The organism is Agrobacterium sp. NPDC090283, from assembly GCF_044769685.1.
In the GTDB taxonomy this organism is placed as follows: Bacteria; Pseudomonadota; Alphaproteobacteria; order Rhizobiales; family Rhizobiaceae; genus Agrobacterium.
In genome coordinates, this window is sequence record NZ_JBIVYG010000018.1 from 123,061 (window position 1) to 138,170 (window position 15,110).

A 15,110-nucleotide genomic window follows, 5' to 3' on the forward strand; every position below is an offset into this window, starting at 1 on the left:
GGCGCCGCAAGTTCACAACGAGGAATGGCTACACATTCAACTCATGATGTAGACGATTGACGGGTTGGATTTGGGACTCCGGTTTTCAGAAAAATTTAATGAAATAATCGATAAGGCGCCGCCGAGGTGCTGGTGCATGGCGACACGAGGTTCGTCATCCCGCTCGGCAGGTGCCTTCAGCACATAGGCGCGACAGTATTGTCCGCCTTCGACCAGATAAAACCGGCAGCCGCCGCCGCGCTGACGGAAGATATATGAAACTCTTCGTGATGCCTGTTGAGCACCGTCAAATCGAAATGGTGAAGCGCGCGATCGGCAGGCGGCGAGCCGGCAACTTTGAGAATACGCATCACCGCCGCCTTCGCCGCCTCGACCGTGCGGAACTGGCGTCCAGGGCCAAGCCTGTCAGATTTCATCGATGGTATTTTGGCATATTCAGGTTGCATAATTCATGTTGAAACCTTGGTTTCGCCACAATGTTTGATTGCATTCGGTCGAAATTTTGACAGCTGATTGATTTTTTGGGCTCTGCTAATCGAGGTTTGCCATGAATGACCAGCCTTCGTTTTCCGATTTCGTTCAGGCGAGCCGCGTGTTGAAAGTGTCTTCGCCTTTGGGCGAGGACCAATTGTTGCCGGAACGTCTGACGGTTGAGGAGGGCGCGTCGCAGCTCTTCGACATTCGCTTGACCGTGCGGGCCAAGAAGGAAGCGGTCAAGCCGGAAGAGCTGATTGGACGGCTGGTCGACATCTCCATCGAGATAAGCCAGGGAGATGGTGACGGTGGCGGCGTTCGCCGGCCGTTCAACGGTCTGGTGACGGAGCTGCATGAAGGCCCGCCGATCACCCGCGGCATGCGCTCCTATGCGCTGACGATCCGCCCGCAGATGTGGCTTCTGTCGCGTCGCTCCGATTGCCGTATCTGGATGGACAAGACGGCGATCGAGATCGTCGAGACGCTGTTTTCCGAACATGGCATTCCGGCCCCCGATACATCGGGCATCATCTCGCCGCCGCCTGCCCAGCATTACAGCGTGCAGTGGAACGAGACCGATCTGGATTATCTCACCCGCCGTTTCGAAGAGGACGGCCTGTTCTACTGGTTCAGCCACGAGGATGGTTCCCACAAGCTGCATGTGGCCGACAGCGCCAGCGGTTGGCTCGGGCCGTCTCCGGCCGCGCAGGGGGAGGGAACGGTGCGTCTGGCGCAGGGTTCGTCGGACCGTAACCACATCAATGACTGGGCGCGGCGTTTTTCCTATGTCTCGGGCCAGCGTGCGGGCGCTGACTGGAATTTCGAGACGCCGGGCATGGTGCCGGGCACGATGACGCCATCGCTGGTGCAGATGCCGGATGCGACCAAGCGCGAGCTTTACGAATATCCGGCCCGCATCAAGACGGTGGAAGAGGCCGAGCGGGCGCAGAAACTCAGAACCCAGTCGATAGAGGCCGATCACGACCGGGTGTTCGGCTCGTCCACCTCACGCATTCTGGAAGCCGGCCGCCGCTTCACGCCTTACGAGGTTGCCCATCCCGAACACGCCTATGAAGAACATGTGATCATCAGGGCAAGCCACAGCATCGTGGACCTTTCCTATGAGACGAACGGCAACGAGCCGGAATACCGCAACATTTTCGAGGCGATCCCGGCCCGCGTGCCGCTGACACCGCACCGGTCAACAAAACGCCCACGCATCGAGGGCACGCAGGTGGCAATCGTCGCCGGCCCTGAAGGTGAGGAAATCCATCCCGATCAATATGGCCGCATCAAGCTGTGGTTCCCGTGGGACCGCAAGGCGAAGAAGGACGGAACGGATACGTGCTGGGTGCGGGTCAGCCAGGCATGGGGCGGCGGCACATGGGGTGCGCAGGTAATCCCGCGCATCGGCATGGAGGTGATGGTTGCCTTTATCGATGGCGACCCGGACAAACCGCTCGTCATCGGCGTGGTCAACAATCCGGCCAATTCCGTGCCTTACGACCTGCCCGCCAACAAGACGCGCATGGTGCTGCGCTCGAACAGTCACAAGGGTGACGGTTTCAACGAAATCACCTTCGAGGATGAGGCCGGCAAGGAGAACCAGTTCTTCCATGCCCAGAAGGATCAGACGACGCGGGTGTTGAATGACCGGACCAAGCGCATCGACCGGCACGAGGTCGCCTCGGTTGGCGGCAACCGCGCCGTTGAGGTCTCCGGTAACCAGAAACACGAGATCGGCGGCTCGGTAAACACCGTCGTTGGCGGCACGGGACCGATGGCGATGATGGCCATGGCTGGTGTGCAGGCTCTATCCGGACAGACGGCAGGGCTGCTTTCGCAGGCCGCCCAGATCGCCGGCGGTGGTGGCCCCGGTGTCGCGGCTTTTGCCACCACGCTGGCTTCATCCGCACTCGGCTTCCTCGGTGCGGGCGGTCTTTCCTCACGTGAGGGTGTCGTCTCCGGTCCAAGTCCGCGTGCGGATGCGGGCACGGCGCTTGCCGGTTCCGGTTCGGGCGTCGGTTCCGATGCGTCGGGCCTCTTTCCGCTGCCGGGCATCATGAACACGATCATCGGTTCGTTTCAGTCCACATCTGTTGGCATCGCAAAAACCGAGCAGGTCGGGGTCAGCAAGGTCACAAATGTCGGTCAGACGTCGATGGAAAATGTCGGCAAGGCGAAGAAACTCACTGTGGGAGAGGAATATGTCATCGAAGTCGGCAAGTCGTCCATGACGATGAAGAAGGACGGCACGATCATCATTAAGGGTGTGACGTTTCATTTCGAGGCTGAAGGTTCGTTTCAGCAGATCGGCAAAGTCATAGATCTCAACTGATCGGGTTCGTGGGAAAATGGTCAAGATCATCAACTACACGCCATTTGCGAACCTGCGGTTCTCCAACCGCAATGCGGCGGGTAAGGAATTCGGTGTGTTCATGGCAAAGACTGCCCTTGATATCGGCGCCGATGGCGAGTGCCGGTTCTCAAGCGAGCAGGAGCCGTTCGTCTTTACTGACACGTACCACGATGACCTCAATGTCTCTTCGGTGCGCTACCCGTCTGACTTCGTGCCCTACAAGCCGCATAGCGAGGTCATCGTTGACGCAACCGCCTACGCTCCAGATGGAAAGCCAGCAACCGAATGGCCTGTTTCCATCAAAATATCCGACGATCTGGGCGTTTTCGTCCATCATGAATTGATGGTCACCGGGCCGCGAGAGTGGAACCCGATCTGGCTGAAGGCATTGAGTGACGAGCAAAAGCCGGACTGGCGGAAATTCAAACCGTTTTTCCGAGGCTGGGCATTGTCTTCCCCGAGCCCGATCGAGAGTTTGCCGATCCGGTACGAGCATGCTTTCGGAGGCATGATCGATAAGGGTCTCGACGATGACGGCAATCCCATACTGGAAGCCTTCGAGTACAACCCGATCGGGCGCGGTCTGATCGATCGGGAGTTCACCGATCACACCCGGCCGGTCCATGCGCCGCAAATCTTGAGCCAAGGCGCAATCCTGTCGGATCCCTATGAACAATATGCGGTTGAAGGCCTCGGTCCCGTTCCGCCCGCATGGCTGCCGCGGCGTCCCTTGGGCGGAACCTATGACGAGCACTGGATCGAGCATGTCTGGCCCAACTGGGCGGCGGACTACGATTACCGTTTCCACAATTCCGCGCCTGCCGGCAGCCAGGGAGCCCGTTATCTGGAAGGCTCGGTCCGCATAGAATTGCAGAACCTCTTTCCCGACCGTCCCGACTTCAGCATCCGCTTGCCTGACGAGCAGCTGGTCGCGATGTCGCTGCGCGATGACGAGAGCGTTTTGCCGCTCAAGATGGTTCTCGATACCGTTTTTCTGGAGATCAGCGAGCGGGACCGGAACGATCCGCGGATCTATTGTATCTGGCGTACACCCTACGATATGGCCGCGACGGAGGGGCTTGCCCTTCTGCGCTGTAGCTCGCAGGAGCTGCGCCGGATCAACCCCGTTCTGGTGAACCCCGATGAGGTTGCATGCGACCCTGTGCTTCTCGATCCCGACCAGGATGAAGAGGAGGCCGCCTGATGGCAATTCCGATTTCCGCGCGTCGCGACGGCGCGAACATCATGCATTGCACCGGCCCTGATGTCTGCAAGACGCCCATCGGCTCCTCCATGGTGCCGGTACCCTACATGTCCATGGTGGCACTGGGGTCTTCCGTGCGCACGTCCCGGACGGTTCGTAATAACGGCAAGCAGGATTTTCAGTTGAATTCTCGCGCACTGGTCGTGACAGGGCATGAGCCTGGCGTCGGAAAGGGCGTCAAGGTCAGCGGCTACAAGTCTCATGCGCTGGCCAAAAAGGGTTCGAAAACGGTCTTTTCTGAAGGCTGGGCAGTTGTACGCGATTCCGATCCGGCCTGGATCAACAGGCCGGGACCGGGAGGCACCGAACCCCATCGTACCATCGGTGAAGAAAAGGTGCCGATCCTCCTGGCCGGCAGTGGTGGCACGCCGGGCAACAATCAGGCGCAGAACAAGCAGATCGATTCGCTGGTGAGAATATACAGCCTTAGCAAGGACGAGCGCCAGCAACTTCATCGTATCATCGGCGGGCAGGGTCTGGGCTATCAGGAAATCAAGCAAATTATTATAGAAGAGTTTGGGAAATGACATTTCAGGATGGCCTGCAAAATCTGATCGGCAAGCCTGTCGTTCAGTCAAAATATATTTACGGCAGCATTTTTCATCTGTTGTTCGCGGCCGATGGTGGCGAGGTGGAGCTCGTTTGCAACGGTTGCCAGTGGGTCGTCTTAAACGATGGCGGTGAGGTTCTACTACACGACGAATCAGTGCTTTCCAGCGAGGCGCTGTCTGGGGTTTTCACCGGTCTACGACTTCGGTCACAGGAAGTTCTGCCCGCGAGCCTTAGCTTGCGGTTCGATGGCGCCGTTTTCCACGCCTTTATGACCGAGGAATACCATCTCGACATCCACGAGGGCGTCGCGCTTGGCTCGCCCGAATGGCGGCAGCTGCCAGAGGCGGCGCGCGATAGTTTCGTGATTGTCTCGCGCCCGCGGAAGACGGTGGGCTGGGAGTTTTCCGCCTATTCAAATCTGGCGGATGTCTCCTGGGGCGCGGCCTACCTGGCGATGCAGGAGGCCTCACATGGCGGGTGATGAAGAGGTCCATCAGCGCAATGGCGGACAGCCGCATGTCGCCCAGACGCCCGCCAATGCCGATGGGCGTGTGGTCGTAGGATCGGGCGCACCTCAACAGGATGCCGAGGCGCTTCGCCAGCAGATGATCGACGACCGTAAGCAGGAGCTGCGCGAGATCGATGAGGAGCTGAGCGCCCTGAACCGTGAGGTGGGTAGCAACCGTCCAAACGAGGAGCAGATCGAATACGGGACCAACCTGCAGGCTGACGCCTATATAGCGGCGACGGAACTCAACGCGCTGGAAAATCACTCCTACGCGGAATCCTTTGAGGATTTCATAGAGACCAATGGCAGCATGCAAGGGTCTCTTGATAACATGACGGGACCGCAGCGCCTTCATATGGCGCGCGGCCAGTCCGATGACTTCCTCGCACGGGCCTCCGGGTGGGATATAATAGAAGTAGGCCCGCAGGACTTGCTTGGCGGTCCCGGCGGATGGCTGGGCAGGCGAGGGAGAAAACTTTTCGGGCGTTGGCGAAGGCCGCGTGGCCGATTGGGAGGCAATCGTACTCGCGCACAGGAACGCGTGAGGGGGCGCAGGCGCAAACGACGTGAACGCAAAGAGTGCCGGCTCGCCGGCAATCCGGCTTTTATGCCGACGGGAATTCCGGTCCATTACGATCCCGATTTCGCCATTCCCGGTTTGCTTAAACTTGCGATCACCAGCACCTGGTACGGCGATGTCGAGGCCAGCGGCCCGCTCGGACCCGGCCGACTGAGCGATATCGATGCGACCATAAGCAGGAACGAGGCCAAGGGTTTCACCCTGCTCGACGAAGACGGTTTCGCTGTCAATTTCAAGGCGCCGACGCCTATTCCCGACGGATGGGAAGAGGGTGATACGGTCCGCAATACCAGTCTGATGCAGAGCCACGGCCGCGTACTGATCCTCAAAGAAGATGCGCTGGAAACCCATTTTGCCAAAGGCAGGGACGGTATCTGGCGTATCGCGCAAATCAAGGACCGGCACGGCAATACGCTCCAGTTCGCGCGGGATGCCGCCGACAACCTCGTGTCGATCACGACTCCCGAAGGCCTGAGAATACTGTTTTCCTACACCGGCAGCTTGCGCACGCTGGCTGAACTTGAAGGTATTGATGGCAGCCGCAAGACGGTCATGCGTTATCGCTATGATGATAAGCAGCGAATGGTGCTGGCGGAATGCCCCTATGGCGAACGTCATGAATTTGCCTATGACGACCGCGGCATGCTTTCCGAAGTCATCCGCAACGGTCATTATCACGCGAAGTTCGAACATGACGAAAAGGGAAGGCGCACGCGAACGGAGAGCAACCAGGGCGTATCTGCGACTTTCCAATATGACGAGGTAAACAGGGTCACGACCTACATGCCCGGCTCGGACAGGAGCCGCGCCATCCAGTTTCATTATGACGAAAATGGCGCGATCATCCGCGAAGTGAACGCGCTAGGCCATGAAAAACACTTTGTAACGGACGATGAAGGACGGATTGCAGCCGAGATCGACGGAGAGGGCAACGAGACCCGCTACGCCTATGACGCGGCCGGAAATGTGAAAAGCATTCGCGATCCCGTCGGTCGCTCGACCTATTATGGCTGGACGTCCGAAGGCGATATGGAACTCGTCATAGACAATGCTGGAAAAGCATGGGACTTCCACTACGACGATTTTGGCGCACTGAGCCTTGTCAAAAGCCCGATCGGGCATATCTCGGAAATCCGCAACAATGCGGCTGGGCTGCCAACCGGCATCATTCGGCATGACGGACTGATTGCGCAGAACGCCTATGATGGCCACAACTGGCTCACCGAAACGCTGGACTTCCGCAATGCGCGCACGCGCTTCGAACGTGATACCTTCGGTCGCGTCATCCGGATGACTGAAGCAAGCGGCGCGTCGACCACCTACGAATACGAGGACCAGTCAGGGCATAATTTCTTTCGCCCGACGCGTATTATCCGACCGGATGGCGCTGTGTTCAGCAGCTATACCTCAGAGCACGGGCGCCTTCTGGAAACAGTGGATGGAGAAGGGCGCAGAAGCCGTTATGAATATGACGGACTTGGCAATCTTGTCCTGTCGATCACCCCCATGGGTGGGCGCATCGGATTTCACTACGACGACGAACTCAATCTGATGAAGGCGGTCAACGAGGCTGGACGGGAATGGACCTTCGTTCGCGACGCTGGCGGACGTATCGTCCAGGAAACCGATTTTAGCGGGCGAACAACCGATTACGTGCTCGACAGAGCGGACAGAGTGGTCGAGGCGAAGCAGCCGGATGGCAGGCTCGTCGCCTATGGGCGGGACCCGTCGGGAAGCATTGTCAGCCGCTCCGCCTTTTTGCCGGGGGAAACCGAAGCGCTGCAGCGCGAAACATTTGCTTATGACGATGTTGGAAGATTGAATTTCGCAAGCAATGCCCATGTCACGGTTTCACTGGAATATGATGCAGCCGGCCAGCCGGTTTCGGAAACGACAAACGGGATCCGCATCGAAAGCGAGTATGATTGTTGTGGCAATCGGGTGAAACGCCGTATAGGCGATCAGGTGGTCACCTATGATTACGACCCGCTCGGCGCCCTGACCGGCGTATCTCTCGGTGAACTTCCTGTTTTGAATGTCACACGGGACCGATTGGGGCAGCCCGTCCGCCGCACGGCGCCGGATGGCTTCGTTACCGAATTTGTCCATGACCCCGTAGGCCAGCTCGTCCGCCAGACGGTGTCCAGCCGCGTGCGGGCCACCGGGCAGCAGTCGGCTCTGCTGCCCGAAATCTGGTCGCGGCAGTTCGAATGGGACCGCTCCGCAGCACCGACCATGGTGGCCGATCCACTTTGGGGCGCCAGTTGTTATGAAATGGATGGCAACGGACAGGTCACCGCTGCGTGGCACGGAGGGCCTAATCCTGGAACGCCTGTTCTTGCGACCGTTCCGGCCGATGCCATTGCCGGGATCGGGGGCGACAGCCGCGAGGTGGAGCGTTTCGACTACGCGCCGACCCAGGATATTGCCGCGTCGGAAACTGCCCTTCCCGACCACCCGCTCGGTCGCCCGCTTCGGCAATGGTCACATGCCGCCGGCGGCGAGGTGCTGCAGGCCTTTGGCCCGCACGGCGAGCAGATAAGCTACGAGTATGACGCTGCCGGTCGCGTCTGCGGCCGACACGTGGATCGCAACGGGTTCCGTCGGCAGAGCTTCCATTACCTTTGGGATGGTTTCGATCAGCTGGTCGGGGTGGAATGCCCGGATGGGTCGGCTTGGCGGTACTCCTACGATCCGTTCGGACGCCGGATCGAAAAGCGGCAGGTTCGGGCAGGAAGGCGACAGGGCAGGGATAGCGATGCCACTCTTTCAGTGCACCGGTTCCTTTGGGATGGCGACGTCCTGGCGGCGGAATATCGGATAGCGGATGATCCGGAAGACCGGCAGTCTTTCGTTTGGTGGCATTTTGAGCCCAACAGCTTTGTGCCAATGCTCAGGGTCGACATCGATTCTTCCGGCGAGCAACGTATTCTCCATGTCGTGACCGACCATCTTGGTGCGCCGAGAGAACTGGTGAGGCCATCAGGCGAAATCGTCTGGTCCTCCTCCTACAGGCTGTGGGGCGGAATGCGGGGCGTGTGGACGGCGGCCAACGACAATCGTGGCGCTGTTTCTGGCGGTTTCGCATCGCAGGGTTTCAGATCGATTCAGGCCTCGCTTGTCAGCGTTGCCGATGCTGCGCCGATGAGCGATGACCAACCCGGGATAAACGCACACGCGGCGGTGATTGATGCTGATCTGTGCCCCATCCGGTTTCTGGGCCAATGGGAAGACGCCGAGACTGGCCTTTGTTACAACCGCTTCAGGACATATGACCCGTCGACAGGCCAATATTTGAGCGCCGATCCCATAGGGCTTCTCGGGGGGCTGCGCACCCATGGTTATGTCGAGATTCCGACATGGTGGGCGGATCCACTCGGCCTTTATGGGGTATATGTCTTCCAGATGAAGCCTGGCAAGCGGTGTTATGTGGGCAAGGGTGAGCCGACGCGCATGGCGGAATCAATGCGTTATCGAACCGGGTCGAGCACGAGAGAGCAAGGTCGTAACCGATGCCCGCGCCGTCTTTATACCAATACCGATGCAGATGCGGCGGCGGCGGGTATGAACCCAAGAGACTATGGCGCGTTGGTCGAGAACCGGCTCTTGTCCCAATCCGGATTTAATGCGGTGGCCGACAGCAACTGGGCCAATGTGAAACTTGACGGGCAATCGGTGTTTAACCGTGCTACACCGGCCCAAAGAGCGGCTGCAACGTTGACTGCAACGAGAATAAGAACCGCGTTCGGTCGATGCTGAGTATCGAAACAACAATCAGGCGTTCTGTGCTGCCGATGGATAATGGAGAAGTTAAGTGTCCGAGATCGTTTTGGAAATAGATGAAAGAACGATGGAAAACCTGATGACAGGGCCATACGTCTTCATCGAGGAGACGCGATCCCCGGCATTTCAGAAGATAGCCTATTTCAACAAGGCCGCCTTCACGGCGTATTCGCGCCTCATCGACGAACATGACTGCACCGGATTTTCGATCGAGGTTGAAGATGTCGCCGAGAACGAGCTGCAGGACTATTTCTCTCCCGATTTCAGCGGCATCCGCAAGAAGGATGATATCATTGAGATCGGAATAGTCGGGTCCGGCGCCTTCTCCGAGGATTTCGACCTCGACGTCTTCAAAAAATTCCCGAACATCAGGAAAATTACAACGCACGGCATTTCTTTCCGGGCGAGACTGCCTGAGCTTTTTCCGAAGCTCGAGACCTGGCTCAATCTCGACTGGAAGACTAACAAGGTCGAGAATCTCGGAAACGGATGGCCGGATTTGAAAAATCTCGCGCTTCACGGGTTCAGCGGATCGCTTGCACTTTTCGAAAAGTCACCGATTAGAAAACTCTTTCTGATCTCATCGACTATCAAAGATATTGACGACATTCTGCGCTTTAAGGATCTTGAAGTCCTGCAACTTGTTTCCAGCAGAATTACCGGTGACGTGTCACGCTTGTCGGAACTTACCAAACTGCGATCACTGCGTTTCGAGGGTAAGAACAAGCTTGAAGGCTGGGATAAGCTGGCGAGCAGGTCGCTCGAAAACCTTGAGGCGTCGCATTATCCCTGCAAATTTCCGCGCGACAATTTCCCGAAGCTTGAGAATTATGTCATCAACGCCTATCGCGCTCGGGATCCGTTCTATGAAGAAGGCGGAGATCACGACGCCCTCGGCGACGAATTCGCTGCCTTATGACCGTTCTTCGTGTCGCGACCTCCGCCGCGGGCTATGGATTTGGTTGCCTCAGGATCATGAATACTTCGTTGTCTCCATGAGGCCATCCGGTCTGGATGATAGAATGTAGCGGAATATTTCGCTGCAGCCTCGCCGATCATCTGGCCAGCAAGTGCCTTGCCACAAGCCATGCGCTGAAGGGAGGGTTCGCCACCCGAACGAAACGTCTGGTCGACACTCAGGCCCCTCATGCCCGGAGATCATTTCCGCCGATAAAACTTAGTTGATATGCTAAGTTTTCCCTTGCTCCGTCATGATGAAGCATGATAGTTAGCAACATGACTAAGCATCATCGTGAATTGTCACTGATCTTCCAGGCTCTGGCCGATCCGACGCGACGGGCGATTCTGGCGCGCCTCGGCGGCGGGCCGGCGCCGGTCATGGAGCTGTCCGCTCCCACGGGGCTGCGTCTGCCCACGGTCATGCGGCACCTTTCCGTGCTGGAGGAGGCGGGGCTGATCATTACGTCCAAGGATGGGCGGGTGCGCACCTGCGCCATCGTGCCCGAAGCGCTGGAGCCGGTAAGGACATGGCTCGATGAGCAGCGGGCCGTGTGGGAGAGCCGGCTTGACCGGCTGGAGGCATTTGCAATGCAGGCCATGAAGGAGGATTCCGAATGACAACGAAACCGGGTCAAAAAAGCGCATACGCTGAACCGCATCAGCCACAAGACCGTTTTGCGACGCTCAGCTTCGAACGGGAAATTGCCGTTCCGCTATCGGCTCTCTGGCAGGTCTGGCTGTCACCCGCCGCCCGGGCGGTGTGGGCCTCTCCGTCACCCTCGGTCACCGTGGAATTCCTGGAGGCGGACAGCAGGCTGGGCGGCCGCGAAGTGTCGCTCTGCAAGGTCGCCGGCCAGCCGGATATTCGCTGTGAGTGCGGCTGGCTGGAGCTGCAGCCAGCCCGCCGCAGCGTGAATTACGAGGTGGTCTCATCCGGCGGCGTAACCCAGTCGGCAGCGCTGGTGACTGCCGATTTTCAGTCTGCGGAAGAGCGGAGCCGCCTGACCGTAACGGTGCAGCTTTCCTCTCTGGCCAAGGATATGCGCGATGGCTATCAAGAAGGTTTCGGCGCGAGCCTCAACAGTCTGGCCAGCGTGGCCGGGCGAACCATGGTTCTGGAGCGAGTGATAAAGGTGCCGCGCAACATCGTCTGGAAAGCCTGGATGAACGAGAAGACGCTGCCGCAATGGTGGGGCCCTGAAGGTTTTTCCTGCCGCACGAAGAGAATTGATCTGCGGACCGGCGGCGAATGGGTCTTCGACATGATCGGCCCTGACGGCACAGTCTTCCCGAACCATCATCGTTATGTCGAGGTCCGGCCCGAAGAGCGGCTCGCCTATACGCTGCTGTGGGGCGAAAACGGGCCGAAACATGCCGACGCCTGGGCCTCCTTCGAAGATCAGGATGGCGCGACGAAAGTTGTGCTGGGCATGGTGTTCAGCACGGAAGCCGAGTTCCAGCAAGCGAAGGGTTTCGGCGCCGTGGAGCTGGGTCAGCAAACGCTGGGCAAACTGGAGCGCTTCGCCAAGGCGTTATAGATGCGCTGGGCCGTCAGCTTCCTGTGCAGAGGTCTCGATACCGGCCTCTTGTCCAGAGCGGCAACTACTCTTCAAAGCCGCTCTGCGCCTGCGAGATCGTCTTGCAGGTCCCGCCATCCTTCTCGCCAATCATGCGCTTGTCACGAATGACTGAACCCTTGGCGATGTCGATCTCCCATGCCACCGAGCCTTCGTTCAGGCTCGCTTTGCCACCGGAAAAGGTGCCTTTCTCCATTCTCTGACTTCCAGAAGCCGGGACATAAACTCCAAATGTCCCGGCGGCTTGGTCGAGAGCGAAATTGAAGACTTGAGAGGCTCCTTTCGAACCTGCGAATTCGCAGCTGAGGTATGTGGGTGCGGCAAAGGCGACAGAGCTAGAAAAAAGTATTGCGGCAGCGGCAAATCCGGATTCTGTGATGACCTTCAAGTCTTGATCCTCATTTGTGCTTTCTCGTCAGACTAGGAATATTTCGCCCGTTGGGCAAAGTAAACGATATAGCGATTTGATCCCCTGCCGCGATGCTGAGGGATGCACGACTTGTCGTAATGCTGTGATGAATATTGACAATATATGCCACGCCTTCCATATTTGATGAGAGCGAGAGGAAAAGGCCATGGCGTCAGGCAGCATTCACGTCAAAGTCAGCGGCGCGCTGCAAGACCATATCCAGCAGCAGATTGGCGATGAAGGTCTTTATGAGAATGCGAGCGAATATATTCGAGCGCTTATTCGGCGTGACCTACAAACCCGCGACGAGGCATGGGATGCTTTGCAAAAGGAACTGGCTCCCGCAATGCGCGCCGATGATAGTGCGTTCGTAGCCGTCTCTGCTGATGATGTAATCGGCCGAAACAAGCGTCGCTAGTTATGGCAGCTTATCGCTTTTATGCGCCTGCCGATGCCGCACAGGATAAAATCTGGCGTGACACTGTGGATGCTTGGGGTTAAGCACAGGCTGAGACCTATATACGTGGCCTACACACGCATTTGCAGAGACTCTGCGATAATCACCTGCTTTGGCGGCGCCTTCCCCAAAGACTTGCAGTTCCCGGTGACATCATGCGTGAAGCTTATTTCAGCCGGTATGAACATCACTACCTGTTTTTCCGAAAGCTTGATAACGGTGACCTTGGCGTGGTGAGCATCCTGCATGAGCGGATGGATATGGCAATACGCTTGAGAGAAGATCTCACGGCGCTCGACGCCAGAGGCACTATCCAAACTCGATAAAGCGCGTGGCGTGGCCAAACGGTGTGAGCTGGCGCGTTTCCGCGATCTGCGTTGAGGCTCAATGCGAACGTCGCGATTTAAAACCGGTGCGACTAGTTCCACAGTGTACTATTTTCGCCGTACCCGTCCCAGATAATCCAGTTTCTTCACACGGCGGGCAGGCAATCCTTGATATTCGTCTATAGAGGAGCGCCCGTGATGATCTTCTGTAGTGACTATGCAAGTCGGCTCAAGGTTTTTTGTCAAAAAGCGGACACTAAGCGTACGAAATTCGGCAACCTCGACCCCGTTCCGTTCGCAGAAGCGGGGTAACTCCTCGCTGTAGAGCTTCAGAGCCTTCATGAGCGAAGCTGAGACGCTTCCGCCCAATGTACTACCGGTGAGAAAGTCTACCTCGATGTAACCTTCCTCGGTAGAAGCGGCCTCACCGTAGATATCCATCGAGTAGACGCCAACCATTAGTCCTACGCCGGAACCGACCGAATCGGCTATATTGTGTGCTACGGCTGATAGAAGCCCAAATTTTGACACGGGTTTTGCCCTGCAGACGTAACGAAATGGCTTCCGGCAAACCCGGTGCGGTTCAGTGCGGTTCATTCACTCTTCGATGATGCGATCTATTACAGCCTTCATCCCCACAGGCTGATAGCTGGCATCGCGCATTTGAGAGATAATTAGATTTCTGAAGACTTCATAAGCTATTCCAGATGCCCATTTTCCTGCATACCGTTTCAAAATATCTCTACCTCTGAATGACTTAACCCATTCTCCACTCGCGAGATGTTCTTCATATTTGCGCCGAAGCTCTTGTTCTTTGTCAGACAGGGACGCTTGGCTAAGAGAATTAGCGGTAGCTGATTGTAATCGTTGAAGTGAACGTTCAACTGCTTGGGACAGTGCTAATCCAAGATTACCAGCTTTTGGGTCGGTGCCAGTGTTGATAGCTCGTATCATGGTGAGGTTCGCGAATTCAGCCAACTCGTGACGTATTAACTCTGGCATACCCTCGTGGGCGCACTCACGTAGATCGTCGGTTATTTGCGCCTCACTCGGAACGTTGGAGTGCCCGAGTGATTCTAAGACCCTTCTGATAAAACGAGGTTCAACGAAATAGTTTTCGACGTGATACACATCCCAAGAATAAGAACGAACCCTCTCGCTCTGATTAATTGCGGTGTCAGAATCTCGGTCAGTTATTGCGAAGAATTTGAATGGCAATTGGGCTTTTTCAGTAGCTTTTTCCAGTACCTCTTGAAGGGCTTGCACTCTCGCCTTATTGCTTCCTGAAACGAGATTTGCATGCTCCAGAAGCTCAGGAAATAGTTTGCCTGTTATATTTTGGTCAAAATCGGAATCGCCGCCGCCCTCAAAAATTACCACTTTTCCACTTGGCCGATACGCAGCCAAGTCTCCTACCAAATCAATTATCGCCAGTTCTAAGTCCGCGTTAACGGACAATGGTTTCAACTGTGTCTCTCCTTCAGGGACATTTCCACATGGTAGCATATGGAAAACGTTGTATCCTTCTCTGCCTACTACTTCTCGAAGCAGGGCGTCGCTATGCGTTACTAGCCAAATCTGGTTGTCTAGAGCAGTTCCTAGGTTCTTTTGATAGAAGCCTGGCAGGCCGCGAATTAGCCTTGGATTGAGGTGTAGCTCTGGCTCATCTAACAGAATGATTGAATGCTGGGGGGCGGAGTTGCGTATCCGCAGGTACCCATACAAGATTTCTTTCTCGCCGGCGCTCAGTTCGTCCAAGTCATGAACGTTTGAATAGCCCCGAGTTTCGTAGACACCCTCGGGTTAGATTTTCTGCTGCTTCTCGAACTCGACGGGCGACAGCATCCCGTTCCTGACGTGT

At 57.0% G+C, this 15,110-nt stretch carries 13 protein-coding genes and 2 pseudogenes; 10 read left to right on the plus strand and 5 right to left on the minus strand.

Annotated elements, in window-relative coordinates; all coding sequences use genetic code 11:
• Positions 1-176: 176 nt before the first annotated feature.
• On the minus strand, positions 177-416 hold the full coding sequence (locus ACIQUH_RS22535; RefSeq protein WP_400819180.1) for a hypothetical protein: 240 nt from the start codon (positions 414-416) through the stop codon (positions 177-179).
• Positions 417-547: 131 nt separating this feature from the next.
• On the opposite strand from ACIQUH_RS22535, the gene tssI reads away from it, so the two are divergent.
• The 8 genes from tssI (at position 548) to ACIQUH_RS22575 (ending at position 12,018) form a co-directional block, all read left to right on the plus strand.
• A complete protein-coding gene (gene tssI / locus ACIQUH_RS22540) occupies positions 548-2,812 on the plus strand; it encodes a type VI secretion system tip protein TssI/VgrG (protein WP_400819183.1) in 2,265 nt (754 codons plus the stop codon).
• A 16-nt stretch (positions 2,813-2,828) separates the two neighbouring features.
• Positions 2,829-4,037 (plus strand): DUF2169 domain-containing protein, encoded by a 1,209-nt coding sequence (locus tag ACIQUH_RS22545; protein ID WP_400819186.1) that lies wholly within the window; start codon positions 2,829-2,831, stop codon positions 4,035-4,037.
• On the plus strand, positions 4,037-4,624 hold the full coding sequence (locus tag ACIQUH_RS22550) for a PAAR-like domain-containing protein (protein ID WP_104680216.1): 588 nt from the start codon (positions 4,037-4,039) through the stop codon (positions 4,622-4,624). Before ACIQUH_RS22545 ends, ACIQUH_RS22550 begins: the two co-directional genes overlap by 1 nt.
• Complete coding sequence (locus ACIQUH_RS22555; RefSeq protein WP_400819189.1) at positions 4,621-5,130, plus strand: hypothetical protein; 510 nt, start codon at positions 4,621-4,623, stop codon at positions 5,128-5,130. The genes ACIQUH_RS22550 and ACIQUH_RS22555 overlap by 4 nt, the downstream gene beginning before the upstream one ends.
• Positions 5,120-9,496, plus strand: coding sequence for an RHS repeat-associated core domain-containing protein (locus ACIQUH_RS22560; protein ID WP_400819191.1), 4,377 nt, complete (start codon positions 5,120-5,122; stop codon positions 9,494-9,496). Before ACIQUH_RS22555 ends, ACIQUH_RS22560 begins: the two co-directional genes overlap by 11 nt.
• 55 nt (positions 9,497-9,551) lie before the next feature.
• Positions 9,552-10,439, plus strand: a complete 888-nt coding sequence (locus ACIQUH_RS22565; protein WP_400819193.1) for a hypothetical protein — start codon at positions 9,552-9,554, stop codon at positions 10,437-10,439.
• A 317-nt stretch (positions 10,440-10,756) separates the two neighbouring features.
• Positions 10,757-11,098: an ArsR/SmtB family transcription factor gene (locus tag ACIQUH_RS22570; protein WP_400819196.1), complete on the plus strand. Its 342-nt coding sequence runs from the start codon at positions 10,757-10,759 to the stop codon at positions 11,096-11,098.
• On the plus strand, positions 11,095-12,018 hold the full coding sequence (locus ACIQUH_RS22575) for an SRPBCC family protein (RefSeq protein WP_400819198.1): 924 nt from the start codon (positions 11,095-11,097) through the stop codon (positions 12,016-12,018). Before ACIQUH_RS22570 ends, ACIQUH_RS22575 begins: the two co-directional genes overlap by 4 nt.
• 64 nt (positions 12,019-12,082) lie before the next feature.
• Here the strand turns inward: ACIQUH_RS22575 and ACIQUH_RS22580 are convergent, their stop codons facing one another.
• Positions 12,083-12,445, minus strand: a complete 363-nt coding sequence (locus ACIQUH_RS22580) for a hypothetical protein (protein WP_400819201.1) — start codon at positions 12,443-12,445, stop codon at positions 12,083-12,085.
• Between the two features lie 187 nt (positions 12,446-12,632).
• Here ACIQUH_RS22580 and ACIQUH_RS22585 point away from each other — a divergent pair, with 187 nt between their 5' ends.
• Together ACIQUH_RS22585 and ACIQUH_RS22590 are read left to right on the plus strand one after the other, a co-directional pair.
• Complete coding sequence (locus ACIQUH_RS22585; protein WP_400819204.1) at positions 12,633-12,884, plus strand: type II toxin-antitoxin system ParD family antitoxin; 252 nt, start codon at positions 12,633-12,635, stop codon at positions 12,882-12,884.
• 2 nt (positions 12,885-12,886) lie between these two features.
• Positions 12,887-13,249 (plus strand): annotated as a pseudogene (locus tag ACIQUH_RS22590) (type II toxin-antitoxin system RelE/ParE family toxin).
• A 108-nt stretch (positions 13,250-13,357) separates the two neighbouring features.
• Here ACIQUH_RS22590 and ACIQUH_RS22595 read toward each other — a convergent pair.
• The 3 genes and pseudogenes from ACIQUH_RS22595 to ACIQUH_RS22605 all read right to left on the minus strand — a co-directional run.
• Positions 13,358-13,690, minus strand: a complete 333-nt coding sequence (locus tag ACIQUH_RS22595; protein WP_147401498.1) for a hypothetical protein — start codon at positions 13,688-13,690, stop codon at positions 13,358-13,360.
• Positions 13,691-13,846: 156 nt separating this feature from the next.
• The gene (locus ACIQUH_RS22600) at positions 13,847-14,716 is read right to left on the minus strand and encodes a DUF4435 domain-containing protein (protein WP_400819214.1); all 870 of its coding nucleotides are present in this window, start codon (positions 14,714-14,716) and stop codon (positions 13,847-13,849) included.
• Between the two features lie 90 nt (positions 14,717-14,806).
• Positions 14,807-15,007 (minus strand): annotated as a pseudogene (locus ACIQUH_RS22605) (AAA family ATPase); the annotation flags it as partial.
• Between the last annotated feature and the right edge of the window lie 103 nt (positions 15,008-15,110).